Here is a 17,391-nt window from a genome sequence, read left to right as displayed (position 1 = left end):
CCTGCGGTGCCCTTTGCAATCCACAAGGCCTTCTTCCATGTCCCTCATCCCCGTCACCATCCTCACCGGCTTTCTGGGCGCTGGCAAAACGACCTTGCTCAAACGCCTGCTGAGCGAAGCCCATGGCCAGAAGATCGCCGTGATCGAGAACGAATTCGGCGAAGAGAACATCGACAACGACATCCTCGTGACCGAGTCCAAGGAGCAGATCGTGCAGATGAGCAATGGCTGCATCTGCTGCACCATCCGCGAAGACCTGCGCGAGACGCTGCAATTGCTGGGCGCCAAGCGGCGCAAGGGGCTGCTGGACTTCGAGCGCATCGTGATCGAAACCACCGGCGTGGCCGACCCTGGCCCCGTCGCGCAAACCTTCTTCATGGACGAAGAGATCGCCGAGACCTACCTGATCGACTCCATCATCACGCTGGTCGACGCCAAGCATGCGCCGCAGCAGCTCAACGACCGCCAGGAGGCGCGCCGCCAGGTGGGTTTTGCCGACCAGATCTTCCTGTCCAAGACCGACCTCGTCAGCGCCGAGGAAACCGATGCGCTGATCCACCGCCTCAAGCACATGAACCCGCGCGCACCCATCAAGGCCGTGCACTTTGGCGAGGTGCCGCTCCAGGAAGTGCTGGACCTGCGGGGCTTCAACCTCAATGCCAAGCTCGACATCGACCCGGACTTCCTCAAGGAGGAAGAGGCGCACGGCCATGAGCACCACGACCACGATCACGCGCATGGCGAGCATTGCGACCACCCCTCGCACCAGCATGACCATGGGCATGGCCACCACCATCACCATGACGACGATGTGAAGAGTTTTGTCTACCGCTCCGACCGGCCGTTCGACCCGGCCAAGCTGGAGGACTTCCTGGGGGCCATCGTGAATATTTACGGCCCGCGCATGCTGCGCTACAAAGGGGTGCTTAATATGAAGGGCACCGAACGCAAGGTGATTTTCCAGGGGGTGCACCAGCTCATGGGCAGCGATCTGGGGCCACAGTGGGCGGAAGGCGAGCCGCGCACCAGCAAGATGGTCTTTATTGGCATTGACCTGCCCAAGGACATCTTTCTGCAGGGACTGGAACAAAGCCTGGTGTGATGCGGGAAGGTGCTGGAGAGGCCGGAAGGCTGCCGGTTTGTGTTGTATCTGCAACGTTTCCGTTTGCGTCAGCCCAGGTCGATACAATCGCGCCCCGGTAAAACCCCGGAAGGCTTGCCACCCGCCCTTGGCTGTGAATGCAGCTAGGGCCCGCCCGTATTGCGAGGAGACCAGGAAGTGAAAGCCGACACCAGCAAATCCAAGGGGGCCACCAAGGCAACCCCTGCCGCGGCGAAAAGCGCCGCCGCCCCAGCGGCACCTAAAGTTGCTGCGAAGGCCCCTGCCAAGGCTGCTGCGGCGCCCAAAATGGCCGCGCCTCCCGCAGTGGCAGCACCTGCTCCAGCCCCCGTGCTGCAAGCCGGTTCGCAGGTACCCGTGCGCACGACCCGGCCTTCTTCCCGATTGGCCCAATTGACCGTACCATCCATGGCACAGACAGTGGCGTCGACCGCTGCCAAAGCCAGTTATTTACACACCATGCCCACGACCGCGCAAGCGCAGCCCACCTACACGGCTGCCAAAAAAGACCCCAAGCTGGCGAACAACTGGAAAACCAAGTCCGCCGCTGAGTTGACCGACGCAGAAGTCATGGCCATGCCTGACAGCGAGTACATGAACGACAAGCAGATGGCGTTCTTCCGCCTCAAGCTGGTGCAACTCAAGCAGGACATCCACAACAGCGCCGGTGAAACCACCGAACACCTGCGGGAAGACACCGTGGTGGTGCCCGATCCCGCCGACCGCGCGACGATCGAAGAAGAACACGCCCTGGAACTGCGCACCCGTGACCGCGAGCGCAAGCTGCTCAAGAAGATCGAGCAGTCCATCGCCCGCATCGACGCGGGTGACTATGGCTACTGCGACGAAACCGGCGAACCCATCGGTGTGGGCCGCCTGATCGCTCGCCCCACTGCCACGTTGTCCCTGGAAGCCCAACAACGCCGCGAACTCAAGCAGAAGATGTTTGGTGATTGACCGGGCCACCGGGCCTGATCCATCCCCAAGCGCACCCTGAGCCATGAGCAAGGAAGAAACCACCCCCGGCGGCCTGCTATCGAAGGTGGTTCGGTTTGTGAAGAACCCGACGGTGAACTGGACCGAGCTCGACTCCATCCAGGACGACCGGGAGAGCCAGTACAGCAAGCAGATGCTCAAGGAGATGATCGAGCGCAAGCGCCGTAACGATTTTGTGCGGCGCCGAGAGTTCGATCAGCTGCGCAAGCTGCGCCAGCGCGAGGTGCTGCAGGGCCAGCGCGTGGAAGATGCGGCGGGGCGCCCATCGTTCTTTCAAAGCAGCATGGCTTCGCCCGACGACCGCGCGGTCACGCTCAAGAAGATCGACGAGATCGAAGCGCAGATGTCGCAGCAGTGGTGGAAGAGCAAGCAAGGTGCTGAGGCGCCCACCCAGCCCGGTGCGATGCCGGCTGCTGCCAGCGGCGCCGCGACGTCCGACTCCGAGCATGCGCGGGCGTATGCACCCACGGCGCCCGGCAGCCTGCCCGCACCTCTCGAAAACAAGCCCGGTGTCCAGCCGCTGTTTGCCGATGACAGCATGGCCATTGGCCGGTTTGGCGGCACCGATGCGCAAATGCTCCCGGGCGAAGGCCCTGGCGAAGCGTCCTTCAGCCCTGCGGCAGCTACTGCGGCAACGCCAGCGCCCGCATCCGAACCGGAGGAATTCGTGCACGAACCCGATCTAGAAGAAGCCGCCATCCGGTTTGCCAATGGCGACCATGCCGGGGCTGAGTCCGGCCTGCTTGATGTGCTGGCGCAGCACCAGCAGGACGCGCCCGACGACCAGCTTGAAATCTGGATGACGCTGTTCGACCTGTACCGTGCGACCGGCCAGCACGACCGGTTTGACACCCTGGCCATCGACTTTGCGGCCCAGTACAGCCGTTCGGCACCACTGTGGTTCTCCATGCTGGAGCAGTTGGGCATGGCGCCACCGCCCGCTGCGGCGGCACCCGGCGCCCCAGCGGCCGCACCGGTGGGCGCGGTGCGCCGTGATTTCAGCTGGAATGCTCCGCCCACCCTGGCCGTGTCTTCGGTGGCCGCGCTCCAGGCCTCCTTGGCACGTTCCGCGTCGCCCTGGACCTTGTCCTGGGCACGCCTGGGGGCCATCGACGAAGCTGCAGTGCCTTTGCTGGCGGAGCAGTTCACGCGGTGGGCCGAGCGTGATGGGCAACTGGTGTTTTCGGGGGTTGAAAAGCTCAATGCCCTGCTCGACGCCAAAACCCAGTCCGGAGACCGCTCCACCAGCCCAGAGTGGTGGAGCCTGCGCATGGCGGCGCTGCGGCTCATGGGCAAACCGGATGAGTTCGAGCTGGTTGCGCTTGACTACTGCGTGACCTATGAAGTCTCGCCGCCTTCTTGGGTGTCTCCGCGCTGCGGGTATTCGGACAACGAGGGGGCGTCCTCGGGTTCGGCGCCGCTGGCGGCAGACAGCGATTTCATGGCCTCCGATCTGGGGGATGCATCGGCCCCAGCTCCGCTGGAGACGGGCCCCGTGGCCCAGCTCAGCGGGCACATCGATGGTGATGCCACGCCGCTGCTGGAGGCTTTCCAGGCCTTCCTGCGCCCAGGGGTGCCCCTGACGATCGCCTGCGACAAGCTGATCCGTGTGGACTTTGCCGCTGCGGGCTCGGTGCTCAACTGGGCGGCCGAGCAGCAGGGCCACGGCCATGTGATCCAGTTCCACAACCTGCAGCGGCTGGTGGCGATTTTCTTCAACGTGATCGGTATCAACGAGCACGCCTGGGTGGTGCCCCGGAAGAATTGACTCCCCCGGAGTCGCTTTGCGCCTCGGCGCCTCCGACAGAGGCGGTGGCCCTTGGAGTTGCGCCTCTCCGTGCCTCTCTCGCTGCGTGGTAGGGGGGGCAGTGCACGCAAGCGAAGCGCCTCATGCGCGGCTTGGCGGCCCCTGCGCGGCGGTGCTGGCCTGGGCCGCTTCGGTTTCATGGCCTGCGTGCAGTGGTGTGGATGTGCTGGTAACACGCAGCGCAGCTCCGCTTTGGCTTGAAAGCGGTGCACGCGCCCTCAACTGCCGCAGCTATGGACTCATCAAACGACAACCACCCGGTGTTCCACGGCACCACCATCCTGAGCGTACGCCGCCAGACGCCCCAGGGCGTGCAAGTGGCGATTGGCGGGGACGGCCAGGTCACCTTGGGCAACATCGTGGTCAAGGGCACGGCGCGCAAGGTGCGCAAGCTGTACCACGGCAAGGTGCTGGCGGGTTTTGCAGGCGCCACGGCCGATGCATTCACCCTGTTCGAGCGCTTTGAAGCCAAGCTCGAAAAACACCAGGGCCACCTGGTGCGGGCCGCCATTGAACTCACCAAGGACTGGCGCACCGACCGCGTGCTGCGCCGCCTCGAAGCCATGCTCGCCGTGGCCGATCTCGAAGCCTCGCTCATCATCACCGGCAACGGCGACGTGCTGGAGCCCGAGCAGGGCATCGTGGCGATTGGATCGGGCGGTGCCTACGCGCACTCGGCCGCCAAGGCGCTGCTCAACCACACCGACCTCTCTGCGCAGGACATCGTCAAAAAGTCGCTGGAGATTGCGGGCGAGTTGTGCATCTACACCAACATGAACCACACCATCGAGACCTTGTAGGTCGGTTGGTTTGCAAGGCGGTTTTCACCGCATTTGATACGTTTTTGATAGCTGCTAGCGCTTGATAGATAAGCGATAGAGCCCAATTTGACTGGAATTTTCGCCATGTCGTCCATGACCCCCCAGGAAATCGTCTCCGAACTGGACCACCATATCGTGGGCCAGGCCAGCGCCAAGCGTGCCGTGGCCATTGCACTGCGCAACCGCTGGCGCCGCCAGCAGGTCGAAGGCAGCCTGCGCCAGGAGATCACGCCCAAGAACATCCTCATGATCGGCCCCACCGGTGTGGGCAAGACGGAGATTGCGCGCCGCTTGGCCAAGTTGGCGGACGCGCCCTTCATCAAGGTCGAGGCCACTAAGTTCACCGAGGTGGGCTATGTGGGCAAGGATGTGGATTCCATCATCCGTGACCTGGCGGAGATGGCCGTGAAGCAGACCCGCGAGTCCGAGATGAAGAAAGTGCGTGCCCGTGCCGAAGATGCCGCAGAAGAGCGGATCCTCGACGTGCTGATTCCCCCGGCCCGGGCGGCGGCAGGCACCGAGCCCGCCGCCGACAACACGGCCCGGCAGGTGTTTCGCAAGAAGCTGCGCGAAGGGCTGCTGGCCGACAAGGAGATCGAGATCGACGTGGCCGAAGGCCGCCCGTCGCTGGAAATCATGGGGCCCCAGGGCATGGAAGAGATGACCGAGCAGCTGCGTGGCATGTTCAGCCAGATGGGGCAGGACAAACGCAAGACCCGCAAGCTCAAGATTGCCGAGGCCCTGAAGCTCCTCGCCGACGAGGAGGCCGGAAAACTCGTCAACGAGGAAGAGATCAAGGCCCGGGCCATCGCCAATGCCGAGCAGAACGGCATCGTCTTCATCGACGAGATCGACAAGGTGGCTGCGCGCCAGGAAACCAGCGGCGCCGATGTGTCCCGCCAGGGCGTGCAGCGCGACCTGCTGCCGCTGGTGGAGGGCACCACGGTGTCCACCAAATACGGCATGATCAAAACAGACCACATCCTGTTCATTGCGTCGGGGGCGTTCCACCTGTCCAAGCCCAGCGACCTGATCCCGGAGCTCCAGGGGCGGTTCCCCATCCGGGTCGAGCTGGAATCCCTGTCCGTCAAGGACTTCGAGGCCATCCTCACGCAGACCCACGCATCACTGGTCAAGCAGTACCAGGCCCTGCTCGCCACCGAGGGTGTCACGCTCGAATTTGCTCCCGAGGGCATCACGCGCCTGGCGCACATCGCCTTCGAGGTGAATGAACGCACCGAAAACATTGGTGCGCGCCGCCTGTCCACCGTCATGGAGCGCTTGCTGGATGAGGTGAGTTTTGATGCGACCCGCCTATCGGGTCAGACCATCACCATTGACGCTGCCTATGTGGACGCCCGCCTGCAGACACTGAGCCAGGACGAGGATCTTTCGCGCTACATCCTGTGACCACTCGGTCAAGCCTTGAGAGGTCACTTTCATAGGCCTCTCTAAGTGCTTATTTTTCAACGACTTTTGGCTTTTTGGTGGCTGCAAAGTCGCGTCTAAGTTGTTGATTTCATTGCAAAAGTTTGTTGGACACCCCCTTGTTCGGTGTGCTTTTCCTGCTACAGTGCAAAAAAGTGCAATTAAGTGGTGAAAAGTGCCCTCAAGGTCCATTGCACGGACCCGCGAGGCGCAAAACCGAATTGGGAATCTGTCCGTGTTTCAAGGTGCCTCGTCGCTGAGTCTCGATGCGAAGGGTCGGCTGTCTGTGCCGACCCGGCATCGTGACGTCCTCGCGGCCACGGCATCCGGTCAGCTCACCATCACCAAGCACCCCCACGGTTGTCTCATGGTCTTCCCCCGCCCCGAGTGGGAGAAATTCCGTGAGCGTATCGCCCAGTTGCCCATGTCCGCCCAGTGGTGGAAGCGCATCTTTTTGGGCAATGCCATGGATGTGGACATGGACGCCACGGGCCGCGTGCTGGTTTCTCCCGAGCTGCGTGAAGCGGCCGGTATCTCCAAGGACACCATGCTTTTGGGCATGGGCAATCATTTCGAACTTTGGGACAAGGCCACCTACGACGAGCAGGAGGCCAAGGCCATGCAGGGCGATATGCCGGATGTCTTCAAGGACTTCTCCTTTTAAGGCGCACCGTGACATCTTCCTTGCAACACACCACCGTCCTGCTCAACGAGGCTGTGGACTCTCTCCTGGGCGGCGCAGGCCCTGAGCCTGCAGGCACCTGGGTCGATGCGACGTTTGGCCGTGGCGGGCACTCTCGTCTCATCCTGCTCAGGCTGGGGCCACAGGGGCGCCTTGTGGCCTTCGACAAGGACCCCGAAGCCATCGCCGAAGCAACGCGCATCACCGATGCGCGTTTTTCCATTCGGCACGAAGGTTTTCGCCATTTGGCCGATCTGCCTGCTGGCAGCGCTGCTGGCGTGTTGATGGACCTGGGGGTGAGCTCGCCCCAGATCGACAGCCCCGAGCGGGGCTTCAGTTTCCGTTTTGACGGCCCGCTGGACATGCGCATGGACACCACGCGCGGCGAAAGCGTGGCCGATTGGTTGGCCACGGCCGAAGTCGGTCAGATTGCGGAGGTGATACGTGACTACGGTGAAGAACGGTTTGCTGGCCCCATTGCAAAGGCGATTGTTGCTCGGCGCGAAGAACGGGGTCCTCTTTCAACCACCTCAGAACTGGCCGATCTCGTGGCTGGCACGGTCAAAACCCGCGAGCCGGGCCAGAACCCTGCAACGCGCACATTTCAAGCTCTTCGGATTTTCATCAACGCCGAGCTTGAAGAGCTGCAACAGGCGCTAGAGGCCAGCCTCTCGGTGCTGCAGCCGGGCGGGCGCCTGGTGGTGATCAGCTTTCATTCGCTGGAAGACCGCATCGTCAAGCAGTTCATCGCCAAACACTCCAAGGAGGTCTACGACCGCCGCGCGCCCTTTGCCGCCCCCCAGGCCATGAAACTGGTGGCGCTGGACCGCATCAAGCCCAGCGCCACCGAGGTGGCCGGCAACCCCCGCTCGCGCAGCGCGATCATGCGCGTGGCTGAGCGCACGGCGGTGGTCTGACATGACGCGGCTCAACGTGGTCCTGCTGCTGGCGGTACTGGCCAGCGCGATCTATCTGGTTCACACCCAGTACGAGTCGCGCCGCCTGTTCACCGAGCTGGACCGTGCCATTGCCGAGGCCCGCCGCCTGGAGACCGAGCACCAGCGCCTGCAGGTGGAAAAGCGCGCGCAGGCCACGCCACTGCGGGTGGAGAAGATCGCCCGCGCTCAACTCAACATGCGCACGGCCACGCCGGCCATCACGCAGTATGTGTCTGACCCACAGGGGGTGGCGGCCGCAGCGGCTGCCAGCGGTGTTCCGCCCCGGTCCGAGGGGGCGCAGCCATGAGCCGCAGTGTGCTCTACACCTCCAGCCCGCTGCTGGCCAGCAAGACGCCAGTCTGGCGCAGCAAGTTCATCGTGGCCGTGATTGCGTTGGGCTTTCTGGGGCTTGCGGGGCGCGCCGCCTATGTGCAGGTGTTTGGCAACGCGTTTTTTCAGCGCCAGGGTGAAGTGCGTTTTGCGCGCACGCTGGAGCTGCCCGCAAACCGCGGCAAGATTGTGGACCGCAATGGGTTGATCCTCGCATCCAGCGTGCCGGCCTCCAGCATCTGGGCCATTCCGGAAGACGTGGACCAGGACAAGCCAGAAGTGCGCGCCAAGCTCAAGCAGCTGGCCAAGCTGCTCGACATGCCCCAGGCGGAGCTGCAGAAAAAGCTGGCCGATGAGGACAAGACCTTTGTCTGGATCAAGCGCCAGCTCGACTGGGATGTGGGCCAGCAGATTGCGGCCCTGGACATCAAGGGCATCTACCAGCGCAAGGAATACAAGCGCCAGTACCCCGAGGGTGAGGCGGCGGCGCACGTGGTGGGATTCACCAACGTGGAAGACCATGGCCAGGAGGGCATGGAGCTGGCCTTCGACAAGGATCTGGCAGGAAAGCCGGGCTCGCGCCGTGTGATCAAGGACCGCCTGGGCCGGGTGGTCGAAGGTGTGGGGGAAACCGTGCCACCCGTGGATGGCAAGGACATGCAGCTTTCCATCGACAGCAAGGTGCAGTTTTTTGCCTACCAGAAGCTGCGCGACCAGGTGGCCGCGCACAAGGCCAAGGCGGGCAGTGTGGTGGTGCTTGATGCGCACACGGGCGAGCTGTTGGCGCTGGCCAATTACCCGAGCTATGTGCCCGACAAGCGCCAGAACCTGACCGGCGAACAACTGCGCAACCGCGCGTTGACCGACGTGTTCGAGCCCGGTTCCACCATGAAGCCGTTCACCATCGGCCTGGCGCTGGAGACGGGCCGCGTGCGCCCGGACACCATCGTGGACACGAACCCTGGCCGGATCAACATCACGGGCTCCACCATCTCCGACACGAGCAACCATGGGGTGCTGACGGTGGAAGGTGTGATCCAGAAATCCAGCAACGTGGGCACCACCAAGATCGCCATGCAGATGCCTGCGCGCGAGATGTGGGAAACCTTCTCGGCTGCGGGTTTTGGACAGAAGCCGCAGCTGCATTTCCCCGGTGTGGTCACCGGCCGATTGCGCCCGTACAAGACCTGGCGCCCGGTGGAGCAGGCCACCATGTCCTACGGCTATGGCCTGTCGGCCAGCCTGTTCCAGATGGCGCGGTCGTACACGGTGTTTGCCAATGGCGGCCGGGTGATTCCGGCCACGATGCTCAAGACCGCGGAGCCCGCAGTGGGCGTGCCCGTGTTTTCGGAGCGCACGGCCGACCAGGTGCGCAAGATGCTGCAGATGGCCGCAGGCCCGGGCGGTACGGGCCAGAAGGCGCAGACGCTGGGCTACTCGGTGGGCGGCAAGTCCGGCACCGCGCGCAAGCAGGTGGGCAAAAGCTACGCCTCGGGTAAATACCGCGCATGGTTCACGGGCATGGCACCCATCGACAAGCCGCGCATCATCGTGGCCGTGATGATCGACGAGCCCAACAACGGGGTGTATTACGGTGGCGCGGTGGCTGCTCCGGTGTTCAGCGAAGTCGTGCAACAGACCTTGCGAATGATGGGCGTGCAGCCGGACATGGCGGTCAAGCCGCAAATTGTGGCCAAAGAGGTGGAGGAATCGCTATGACAACGGCATTGCCTTTGCTCGCCTCGGTGCGCGACGCCGTGACCTGGCTGCGCGAACGGGTGACCGGCACGCTGCAGACCGACAGCCGCCAGATTCGCCCCGGCGATGGTTTCATCGCCTGGCCGGGTGCTGCCACCGACGGCCGCGCGCACGTCGGCGATGCGTTTGCGCGGGGGGCTGTGGCTTGCCTGGTGGAGCACGAGGGCGCCGACGCGTTTGTGCTTGAAGGCTTGCCTGTGGCGGCGCTCCATGGGCTGAAAGCCGCCACCGGCCCCATTGCGGCCGACTGGTTCGAGCAACCCACGCAGCATCTGGATGTGTTGGCCGTGACGGGTACCAATGGCAAGACCAGCACGAGCTGGTGGCTGGCCGAGGCACTTAATGTGCTATCAGAAAATGAGCTTATTCCGCAAGGTGGATGTGCGCTGGTAGGCACTTTGGGGATGGGGACACCGCCCGCACTCACCAGCACGGGCATGACCACGCCCGACCCGGTGCGGCTGCAGCGTGCGTTCCAGCAGTTCACCGATGCCGGCCGCACGGCCTGCGCCATTGAGGCCTCGTCCATTGGCTTGGCCGAGCACCGCATGGCGGGCACGCGCATCCGTGTCGCGTTGTTCACCAACTTCACGCAGGACCATCTGGACTACCACTCCGGCATGGCGGCCTACTGGCAGGCCAAGAGCATGCTCTTCGACTGGCCTGGCCTGCAGGCTGCCGTGGTCAACATCGACGATGCGCGCGGCGCGGAGTTGCATGCCACGCTGGCGGACCGTCCGCTGGATCTGTGGAGTGTTTCCATCACCGGCCCGGCCCGCCTGGCGGCGCGCGACATCTGCATGGGGGACGGTGGGCTGCGCTTCACGGTGGCCGAAGGCGTGCACACGCATGTGCTGCAGACGCGCGTGATCGGGCAGTACAACGTCTCCAACCTGCTGGGTGTGCTGGCCGGGTTGCGTGCGCTGGGCGTGCCGCTCCAGCACGCGCTGTATGCCTGCGCCCAGCTCACACCCGTGCCGGGCCGCATGGAGCAGATCCACAGCCCTGGCCAACCCCTGGTGGTGGTGGACTACGCGCACACGCCCGACGCACTGGAGAAGGCGTTGCAGGCCCTGCGCCCGATCGCGCAGGAACGTGGCGGCGAGCTGTGGTGTGTGTTCGGCTGCGGTGGCGACCGCGATGCAGGCAAGCGCCCGCTGATGGGTGCTGTGGCGCAGCACCAGGCCGACCGTGTGGTGGTGACCAGCGACAACCCGCGCAGCGAAGACCCCGCGGCCATCCTGCACCAGATTTTGCAAGGCACCATCGCCAGCAGCGTGGTGCGCGCCGAGCCCGACCGTGCCGCTGCCATTGCCTTGGTCGTGGCCGAGGCTGCGCCCGCCGATGTGGTGCTGATCGCTGGCAAGGGCCACGAAGACACCCAGGAGACGGCTGGTGTGCGCCTGCCGTTCTCCGACATGGCCCACGCGCAGGGCGCGTTGCAGGCCCGAGGAGCCCGCACATGACCGCCACCCCAGGTGTGATGATGACCTTGCAGCAAGCGTTTGCGCTGCTTGCCTCGCGCATTCCTTCGGCACGCTTGGTGGGGGATGGCGCCACGCCGCTGGTGCGTATGCATACCGACACGCGGACGCTGCAGGCGGGGGATCTTTTTGTGGCGCTCAAGGGCGAGCGTTTTGACGCCAACGCTTTCCTGTCCGACGCCCGCTCCGGTGGCGCAGCCGCTGCCATCGCCCACGGTGGCCTTGAAGCCGCAGGCCTGCCGGGCATTGAGGTGCCAGACAGCCTCGCAGCGTTGGGCGCGCTGGCTGCGGGGTGGCGTGCGCAGTTGGGTCTTCCGTTGATCGGCGTGACCGGCAGCAATGGCAAGACCACGGTGACGCAGATGATCGCGTCCATCCTGCGCGCGTGGAAGGGCGAAGCTGCCTTTGCCACGCAGGGCAATTTCAACAACGACATCGGTGTGCCGCTGATGCTGCTGCGCCTGCGCGCCAGCCATGCCGTCGCCGTGATCGAAATGGGTATGAACCACCCGGGCGAGATCGCCCTGCTGGCTGCCATGGCGCAGCCCACGGTGGCGCTGGTCAACAACGCACAGCGCGAGCACCTGGAGTTCATGCACACGGTGGAAGCTGTGGCCCGCGAGAACGGCTCGGTGTTTGCCAGCCTTCCCGCCGACGGCGTGGCCGTGTTCCCTGCGGGCGATGCCTACACAGCCCTCTGGCGCTCGCTGGCAGCGGGGCGCCGCACCGTCACCTTTGGCGATGGCGGCGATGTGGCCTGCGCACAGGCTGCGTGGGGCCAGGGCGCCTGGGCGGTGACGCTGGCCACGCCACAAGGCGAAGTGGCCACCCACCTGCATATTGCAGGGCGCCACAACGTGACCAACGCACTGGCGGCTGCGGCCTGTACGCTGACAGCGGGCGCGCCCCTGGCCGCCATTGCGCAAGGGCTGAACGATTTTGTGCCGGTCAAGGGCCGCTCGCGTGCTTTCAGCGTGCACAGCGCTGGCCGGGAGATCACCGTGGTGGACGACACCTACAACGCCAACCCCGACTCCATGCGTGCCGCCATCGACGTGCTGGCCGAGCTGCCCGGCCCGCAACTGCTGGTGCTGGGCGACATGGGCGAGGTGGGCGATCAGGGCCCGCAGTTTCACGCCGAGGCGGGTGCCCATGCCCGTGCTGCGGGCATCCCCCTGCTGTTCGCGCTCGGCACGCAGTCGGTGCATGCCGCCACGGCCTACGGCGGTGCCCGGCATTTCAACGATATGAGCGCACTGCTGACGGCCGTGCGCGATGCCCTGTCCACCGTGGGCAGTGTGCTGGTCAAAGGGTCTCGATTCATGAAGATGGAACAGGTGGTGGAGGCCATTTCCGCCACAGCGACCGCCGCAGCGCAGCCGCAAGAACAACAACAAAAGCAGAACCGGGCACTGGAGGGACACCATGGCGCAACACATTGAGACCGCTCGCGCGGCGACATCGCAGGTTGGGCAAGCCGGGGAGGCACCATGCTGCTGATGCTGTCGCAATGGCTGCAGGGCCTGTCGCCCGAGTTCGGCTTCTTCCGCGTGTTCCAGTACCTCACCTTCCGTGCGGTGATGGCGGCGATGACGGCGTTGCTCATTGGCCTGATCGCAGGCCCCAAGGTGATCCGCGTGCTCACCTCGCTCAAGATCGGACAGCCGATCCGTGGCTACGCCATGCAATCGCACCTGTCCAAGAGCGGCACGCCCACCATGGGCGGCGTGCTGATCCTGCTGTCGATTGCGATTTCGACGCTGCTGTGGTTTGACCTGTCCAACCGATTCGTGTGGATCGTGCTCATCGTCACGCTGGGCTTTGGTGCCATCGGCTGGGTGGACGACTGGCGCAAGGTGGTCAACAAGGACCCCGAGGGCATGCGTTCGCGCGAGAAGTATTTCTGGCAATCGGTCATCGGCCTGATTGCCGCGCTGTACCTGGTGTTCAGCATCTCTGAGAGCTCCAACGCCAAGGTGTGGGAGCTGTTCGTGGGCTGGGTGCAGTCGGGTTTCTCGCTCGACCTGCCGCCCAAGGCCGGGTTGCAATTGCCGTTCTTCAAGGAAGTGAGCTACCCATTGGGCGTGCTGGGCTTCGTGATCCTCACCTACCTCGTCATCGTGGGTTCCAGCAACGCCGTGAACCTGACCGACGGGCTCGACGGCCTAGCCATCATGCCGGTGGTGATGGTGGGCTCGGCCCTGGGCGTGTTCGCCTATGTCACCGGCAGCTCGGTGTATTCCAAGTACCTATTCTTCCCGCACATCCCCGGCTCGGGCGAGCTGCTGATCTTCTGCGCGGCCATGGCGGGCGCGGGCCTGGCCTTCCTGTGGTTCAACGCGCACCCCGCCCAGGTCTTCATGGGCGACGTGGGGGCGCTGGCGCTGGGCGCGGCCCTGGGCACCATCGCCATCATCGTGCGCCAGGAAATCGTGCTGGCCATCATGGGCGGCATCTTCGTGGTTGAAGCGCTGTCGGTGATGCTGCAGGTGACCTGGTTCAAGTTCACCAAGAAACGCTACGGCGAAGGCCGCCGTCTGCTCAAGATGGCGCCGCTGCACCACCACTTTGAAAAGAGCGGCTGGAAGGAAACGCAGGTGGTCGTGCGCTTCTGGATCATCACCATGCTGCTGTGCCTTGTCGGCCTGTCCACGCTGAAACTGCGATGAACCCGGACGATCCTCTCATCCCCGCTGCGCCACCCGCTCCCCCGGTGGCAGAGCCTTCCGTTGCGGCGGCGGGTGGGGAGCCGCCTGCCGGGCAGCCGGATGTGGACATGCCACCAGCGCAGTCGATGGAGGACGTGGTGCCTGACGAGACTGGCGTTGCCCCTCCCGATGCGCAGTCCTTCTTCGAGCCCCAGGACGCCACGACCGACATGACGGAGTCTGCGGCCACAAGCGAGGGCACGGCGGTGGCACCCGGGCCCGCCACAGGCGCACGCGCTGGCAACGCGGCGGCGAATGCCTGGGACCCAGAAAAGCCCCCGGCCGTGTCTGCCGCCAAGGCCGCCGCTGACTTTGTGGCGCAGATTTTTGCCGAGGTGGCCGCGCCCGAAACTGCGTCGGCCCCGCTGCATGAAGCCGAAGAAGAAACCGCCGAGGCAGTAGCGACCGATGAAGCTGCCCAGCCCCTGGGCCGGCCCGGTGAAGACCTGCGTCCGATGCAGGGCCAGAACATCCTTATCCTGGGCCTGGGCGCCTCGGGCCTGGCCATGGCCCGCTGGTGTGTGCGTTGCGGTGCCGAGGTCACCGTGGCCGACACCCGCGCCGCGCCGCCACAGTTGCCCACGCTGCAGCAAGAGCTGCCCCAGGCGCGTTTTGTCGCGGGTGCCTTTGATGCCAGTCTGGTCGAAGGCAAAGACCTGCATGCGGTCTACCGCTCGCCGGGTTTGAGTCCCCAGACAATTGCTCCTGTTTTGGTAGCTGCTAGCGCATGTGGAATAAGCGCTGGAGGTGAGTTGAGCTTGTATTCCATGGCGTTGGCCGCGCTGCGCGCTTCGCACGGCTACGCACCGGCCGTGCTGGCCATCACGGGCACCAATGGCAAGACCACGGTCACATCGCTCACCGGCCAGCTGGTGGAGCGTTCGGGCCAAAGCGTGGCCGTGGCCGGCAACATAGGCCCCACGCTGCTTGATACCCTGGCGGGCCACATCGACGCTGGCACGCTGCCCGATGTGTGGGTGCTGGAGCTGTCGAGCTTCCAGCTCGATGGTGTAACGGGCTTTGAACCCACGGCGGCCACCGTGCTCAACATCACGCAGGACCACCTGGACTGGCATGGCGACATGGCCGCCTACGCGGCGGCCAAGGCACGCATCTTTGGCCAGACAGGGCTCATGGTCCTGAACCGCGAAGATGCCGAGGTCATGCGCATGCTTCCACCTCCAGTGAAGGTCAAGCTGCAAAAGCCCCAGGTGCGCGAGCACCTGACGTTTGGTGCCGACATGCCCCAGCGCCCCGGCGACTTCGGTATCGAGGTCGTCAGTGGCATGCCCTGGCTGGTGCGTGCCATGGATGCGGATGAAACCCGCAAGCGCGGCCGCAATGAAGTGGCCGAGGACCTGCACATCCAGCGCCTGATGCCGGCCGATGCCCTGCGCATCCGGGGCCGCCACAACGCGGTGAACGCGCTGGCTGCACTGGCCCTGGCCTCGGCTGCAGGCTGCACCTTGGCCCCGCTGCTGTACGGCCTGCGCGAGTACCGGGGCGAGCCACACCGGGTGGAGCCCGTGGCCATCATCCACGGGGTGGAATACTTTGACGACAGCAAGGGCACGAACGTGGGCGCCACGGTGGCGGCCCTCATCGGCCTGGGCGCAGAGCGCCGCATCGTGGTCATCCTGGGCGGCGATGGCAAAGGGCAGGACTTTTCGCCGCTCGCAGCGCCGGTGTCACGCTATGCACGTGCCGTGGTGCTCATCGGGCGCGATGCGCCGCAGATCCGCGCCGCGCTGCAGGACTGCGGCGTGGCACTGCTGGATGCCGAGACACTGCCCCAAGCGGTGGCGCTGGCCTCGCAGCGTGCCCATGCGGGCGATGCGGTGCTGATGTCGCCCGCCTGCGCCAGCTTTGACATGTTCACGGGCTACGAGCACCGCGCCCAGGTGTTCTGCGACACCGTGCGCGCCTTGGCCGACGACGCCGGGCAGTCCGTGGAAGGTATGGCATGACGGCCGACGTGCGCAATTCCACGTTGCTGCAGCGGGTGACCGGCTGGTTTGGAGGCCTGCCTGGCAAGGCTGCGGACGTATTGCCCGTGCGCGTTGGCGGCACGGAGTACCGCCAGTCGTCCAGCACGCCGGCCAGTGTGCTGGGCTTCGACCAGGCCTTGCTGTGGGTGGTGGTCGCGCTGCTGGCCTGGGGTCTGGTGATGGTGTATTCGGCCTCCATCGCCATGCCGGACAACCCGCGTTTTGCCAATTACGCGTCGACCCATTTCCTGACCCGCCACATGATGTACCTCGTGGTGGGTTTTGTCGTGGCGCTGCTGGCCTTCCAGGTGCCCATGGCGCTGTGGGAGCGCATGGCGCCCTGGCTTTTCGTGGTGGCGCTGCTGCTGTTGATTGCGGTGCTGATCCCCGGTGTGGGCAAGGTCGTCAATGGCGCGCGGCGCTGGCTGTCGATCGGGCCCATCGGTTTCCAGCCGTCCGAGGTGGCCAAGTTCGCGGTGCTCATCTATGCGGCCGACTACATGGTGCGCAAGATGGAGGTGAAGGAGCGCTTTTTCCGCGCCGTGCTGCCCATGGGCGCCGCCGTGGCCATCGTGGGCGTGCTGCTGCTGGCCGAACCCGACATGGGTGCCTTCATGGTGGTGGCAGTGATCGCCATGGGCATCCTTTTTCTGGGGGGTGTCAACGCCCGGATGTTCTTCCTGATCGCAGGGGTTCTGGTGGCAGCTTTCGGCGTCATGATCGCCAGCTCGCCCTGGCGCCGTGAACGGGTGTTTGCCTACCTCGACCCCTTCAGCGAGGAGCACGCCCTGGGCAAGGGCTACCAGCTTTCCCACTCGCTGATCGCCATCGGGCGTGGCGAGATCTTTGGCGTGGGCCTGGGCGGCAGTGTGGAAAAGCTGCACTGGCTGCCCGAGGCCCACACCGACTTCCTGCTCGCCGTGATTGGCGAGGAGTTCGGCTTGGTCGGCGTGGTCATCCTCATCGTGCTCTTCCTGTGGATGACGCGACGCATCATGCACATTGGCCGCCAGGCCATCGCGCTGGACCGCGTGTTCGCGGGGCTGGTGGCGCAGGGCGTGGCGATCTGGATCGGCTTTCAGGCCTTCATCAACATGGGCGTGAACCTGGGCGCGTTGCCGACCAAGGGGCTCACGCTCCCGCTGATGAGTTTTGGGGGATCCGCGATCCTGATGAATCTGGTGGCGCTCGCGGTGGTGCTGCGGGTGGACTATGAAAACAAACTCCTCATGCGCGGAGGCCGCGTATGAGGAGTTTGTTTCACCAAAGCAAGCTGCTGCAACGCGTCAGCGTTGGCGGGTGCGCAGCAACCGATGCGCGGAGGCCGCGTA

At 64.8% G+C, this 17,391-nt stretch carries 14 protein-coding genes; all 14 read left to right on the top strand.

All coding sequences use genetic code 11. The features are described from left to right. The first annotated feature begins 37 nt into the window (after positions 1-37). The 14 genes from ASE39_RS16805 to ftsW all read left to right on the top strand — a co-directional run bounded on the left by ASE39_RS16805 (position 38) and on the right by ftsW (position 17,310). Positions 38-1,102, top strand: coding sequence for a GTP-binding protein (locus ASE39_RS16805; protein WP_057229093.1), 1,065 nt, complete (start codon positions 38-40; stop codon positions 1,100-1,102). 477 nt (positions 1,103-1,579) lie between these two features. After that, complete coding sequence (dksA, locus tag ASE39_RS27165) at positions 1,580-2,077, top strand: RNA polymerase-binding protein DksA (RefSeq protein ID WP_035197138.1); 498 nt, start codon at positions 1,580-1,582, stop codon at positions 2,075-2,077. Positions 2,078-2,120: 43 nt separating this feature from the next. After that, entirely contained in the window at positions 2,121-3,884 is a 1,764-nt protein-coding gene (locus ASE39_RS16795; RefSeq protein WP_010462366.1) for an STAS domain-containing protein, read from the top strand. 272 nt (positions 3,885-4,156) lie between these two features. Continuing rightward, entirely contained in the window at positions 4,157-4,723 is a 567-nt protein-coding gene (hslV, locus tag ASE39_RS16790) for an ATP-dependent protease subunit HslV (protein ID WP_057271901.1), read from the top strand. A 105-nt stretch (positions 4,724-4,828) separates the two neighbouring features. Continuing rightward, positions 4,829-6,154 (top strand): ATP-dependent protease ATPase subunit HslU, encoded by a 1,326-nt coding sequence (gene hslU / locus ASE39_RS16785; protein ID WP_010462361.1) that lies wholly within the window; start codon positions 4,829-4,831, stop codon positions 6,152-6,154. 253 nt (positions 6,155-6,407) lie between these two features. Then, positions 6,408-6,836: a division/cell wall cluster transcriptional repressor MraZ gene (mraZ, locus tag ASE39_RS16780; RefSeq protein ID WP_057271900.1), complete on the top strand. Its 429-nt coding sequence runs from the start codon at positions 6,408-6,410 to the stop codon at positions 6,834-6,836. 8 nt (positions 6,837-6,844) lie between these two features. After that, entirely contained in the window at positions 6,845-7,771 is a 927-nt protein-coding gene (gene rsmH, locus ASE39_RS16775) for a 16S rRNA (cytosine(1402)-N(4))-methyltransferase RsmH (protein WP_010462357.1), read from the top strand. A 1-nt stretch (position 7,772) separates the two neighbouring features. Beyond that, the gene (ftsL, locus tag ASE39_RS16770; protein ID WP_057229089.1) at positions 7,773-8,099 is read left to right on the top strand and encodes a cell division protein FtsL; all 327 of its coding nucleotides are present in this window, start codon (positions 7,773-7,775) and stop codon (positions 8,097-8,099) included. Beyond that, on the top strand, positions 8,096-9,841 hold the full coding sequence (locus tag ASE39_RS16765) for a penicillin-binding protein 2 (protein ID WP_010462353.1): 1,746 nt from the start codon (positions 8,096-8,098) through the stop codon (positions 9,839-9,841). Before ftsL ends, ASE39_RS16765 begins: the two co-directional genes overlap by 4 nt. Further along, the gene (locus ASE39_RS16760; RefSeq protein WP_057271899.1) at positions 9,838-11,346 is read left to right on the top strand and encodes a UDP-N-acetylmuramoyl-L-alanyl-D-glutamate--2,6-diaminopimelate ligase; all 1,509 of its coding nucleotides are present in this window, start codon (positions 9,838-9,840) and stop codon (positions 11,344-11,346) included. Before ASE39_RS16765 ends, ASE39_RS16760 begins: the two co-directional genes overlap by 4 nt. Then, a complete protein-coding gene (gene murF / locus ASE39_RS16755; protein ID WP_057271898.1) occupies positions 11,343-12,806 on the top strand; it encodes a UDP-N-acetylmuramoyl-tripeptide--D-alanyl-D-alanine ligase in 1,464 nt (487 codons plus the stop codon). Before ASE39_RS16760 ends, murF begins: the two co-directional genes overlap by 4 nt. Before the next feature lie 48 nt (positions 12,807-12,854). Continuing rightward, on the top strand, positions 12,855-14,033 hold the full coding sequence (gene mraY / locus ASE39_RS16750; RefSeq protein WP_010462345.1) for a phospho-N-acetylmuramoyl-pentapeptide-transferase: 1,179 nt from the start codon (positions 12,855-12,857) through the stop codon (positions 14,031-14,033). Then, positions 14,030-16,039: a UDP-N-acetylmuramoyl-L-alanine--D-glutamate ligase gene (murD, locus tag ASE39_RS16745; protein ID WP_242421474.1), complete on the top strand. Its 2,010-nt coding sequence runs from the start codon at positions 14,030-14,032 to the stop codon at positions 16,037-16,039. Before mraY ends, murD begins: the two co-directional genes overlap by 4 nt. After that, the gene (gene ftsW / locus ASE39_RS16740; protein WP_010462341.1) at positions 16,036-17,310 is read left to right on the top strand and encodes a putative lipid II flippase FtsW; all 1,275 of its coding nucleotides are present in this window, start codon (positions 16,036-16,038) and stop codon (positions 17,308-17,310) included. Before murD ends, ftsW begins: the two co-directional genes overlap by 4 nt. Positions 17,311-17,391 lie beyond the last annotated feature (81 nt).

Source organism: Acidovorax sp. Root267, from assembly GCF_001429215.1.
In the GTDB taxonomy this organism is placed as follows: domain Bacteria; phylum Pseudomonadota; class Gammaproteobacteria; order Burkholderiales; family Burkholderiaceae_C; genus Acidovorax; species Acidovorax radicis.
This window is presented reverse-complemented; position numbering and strand designations above follow the sequence as displayed.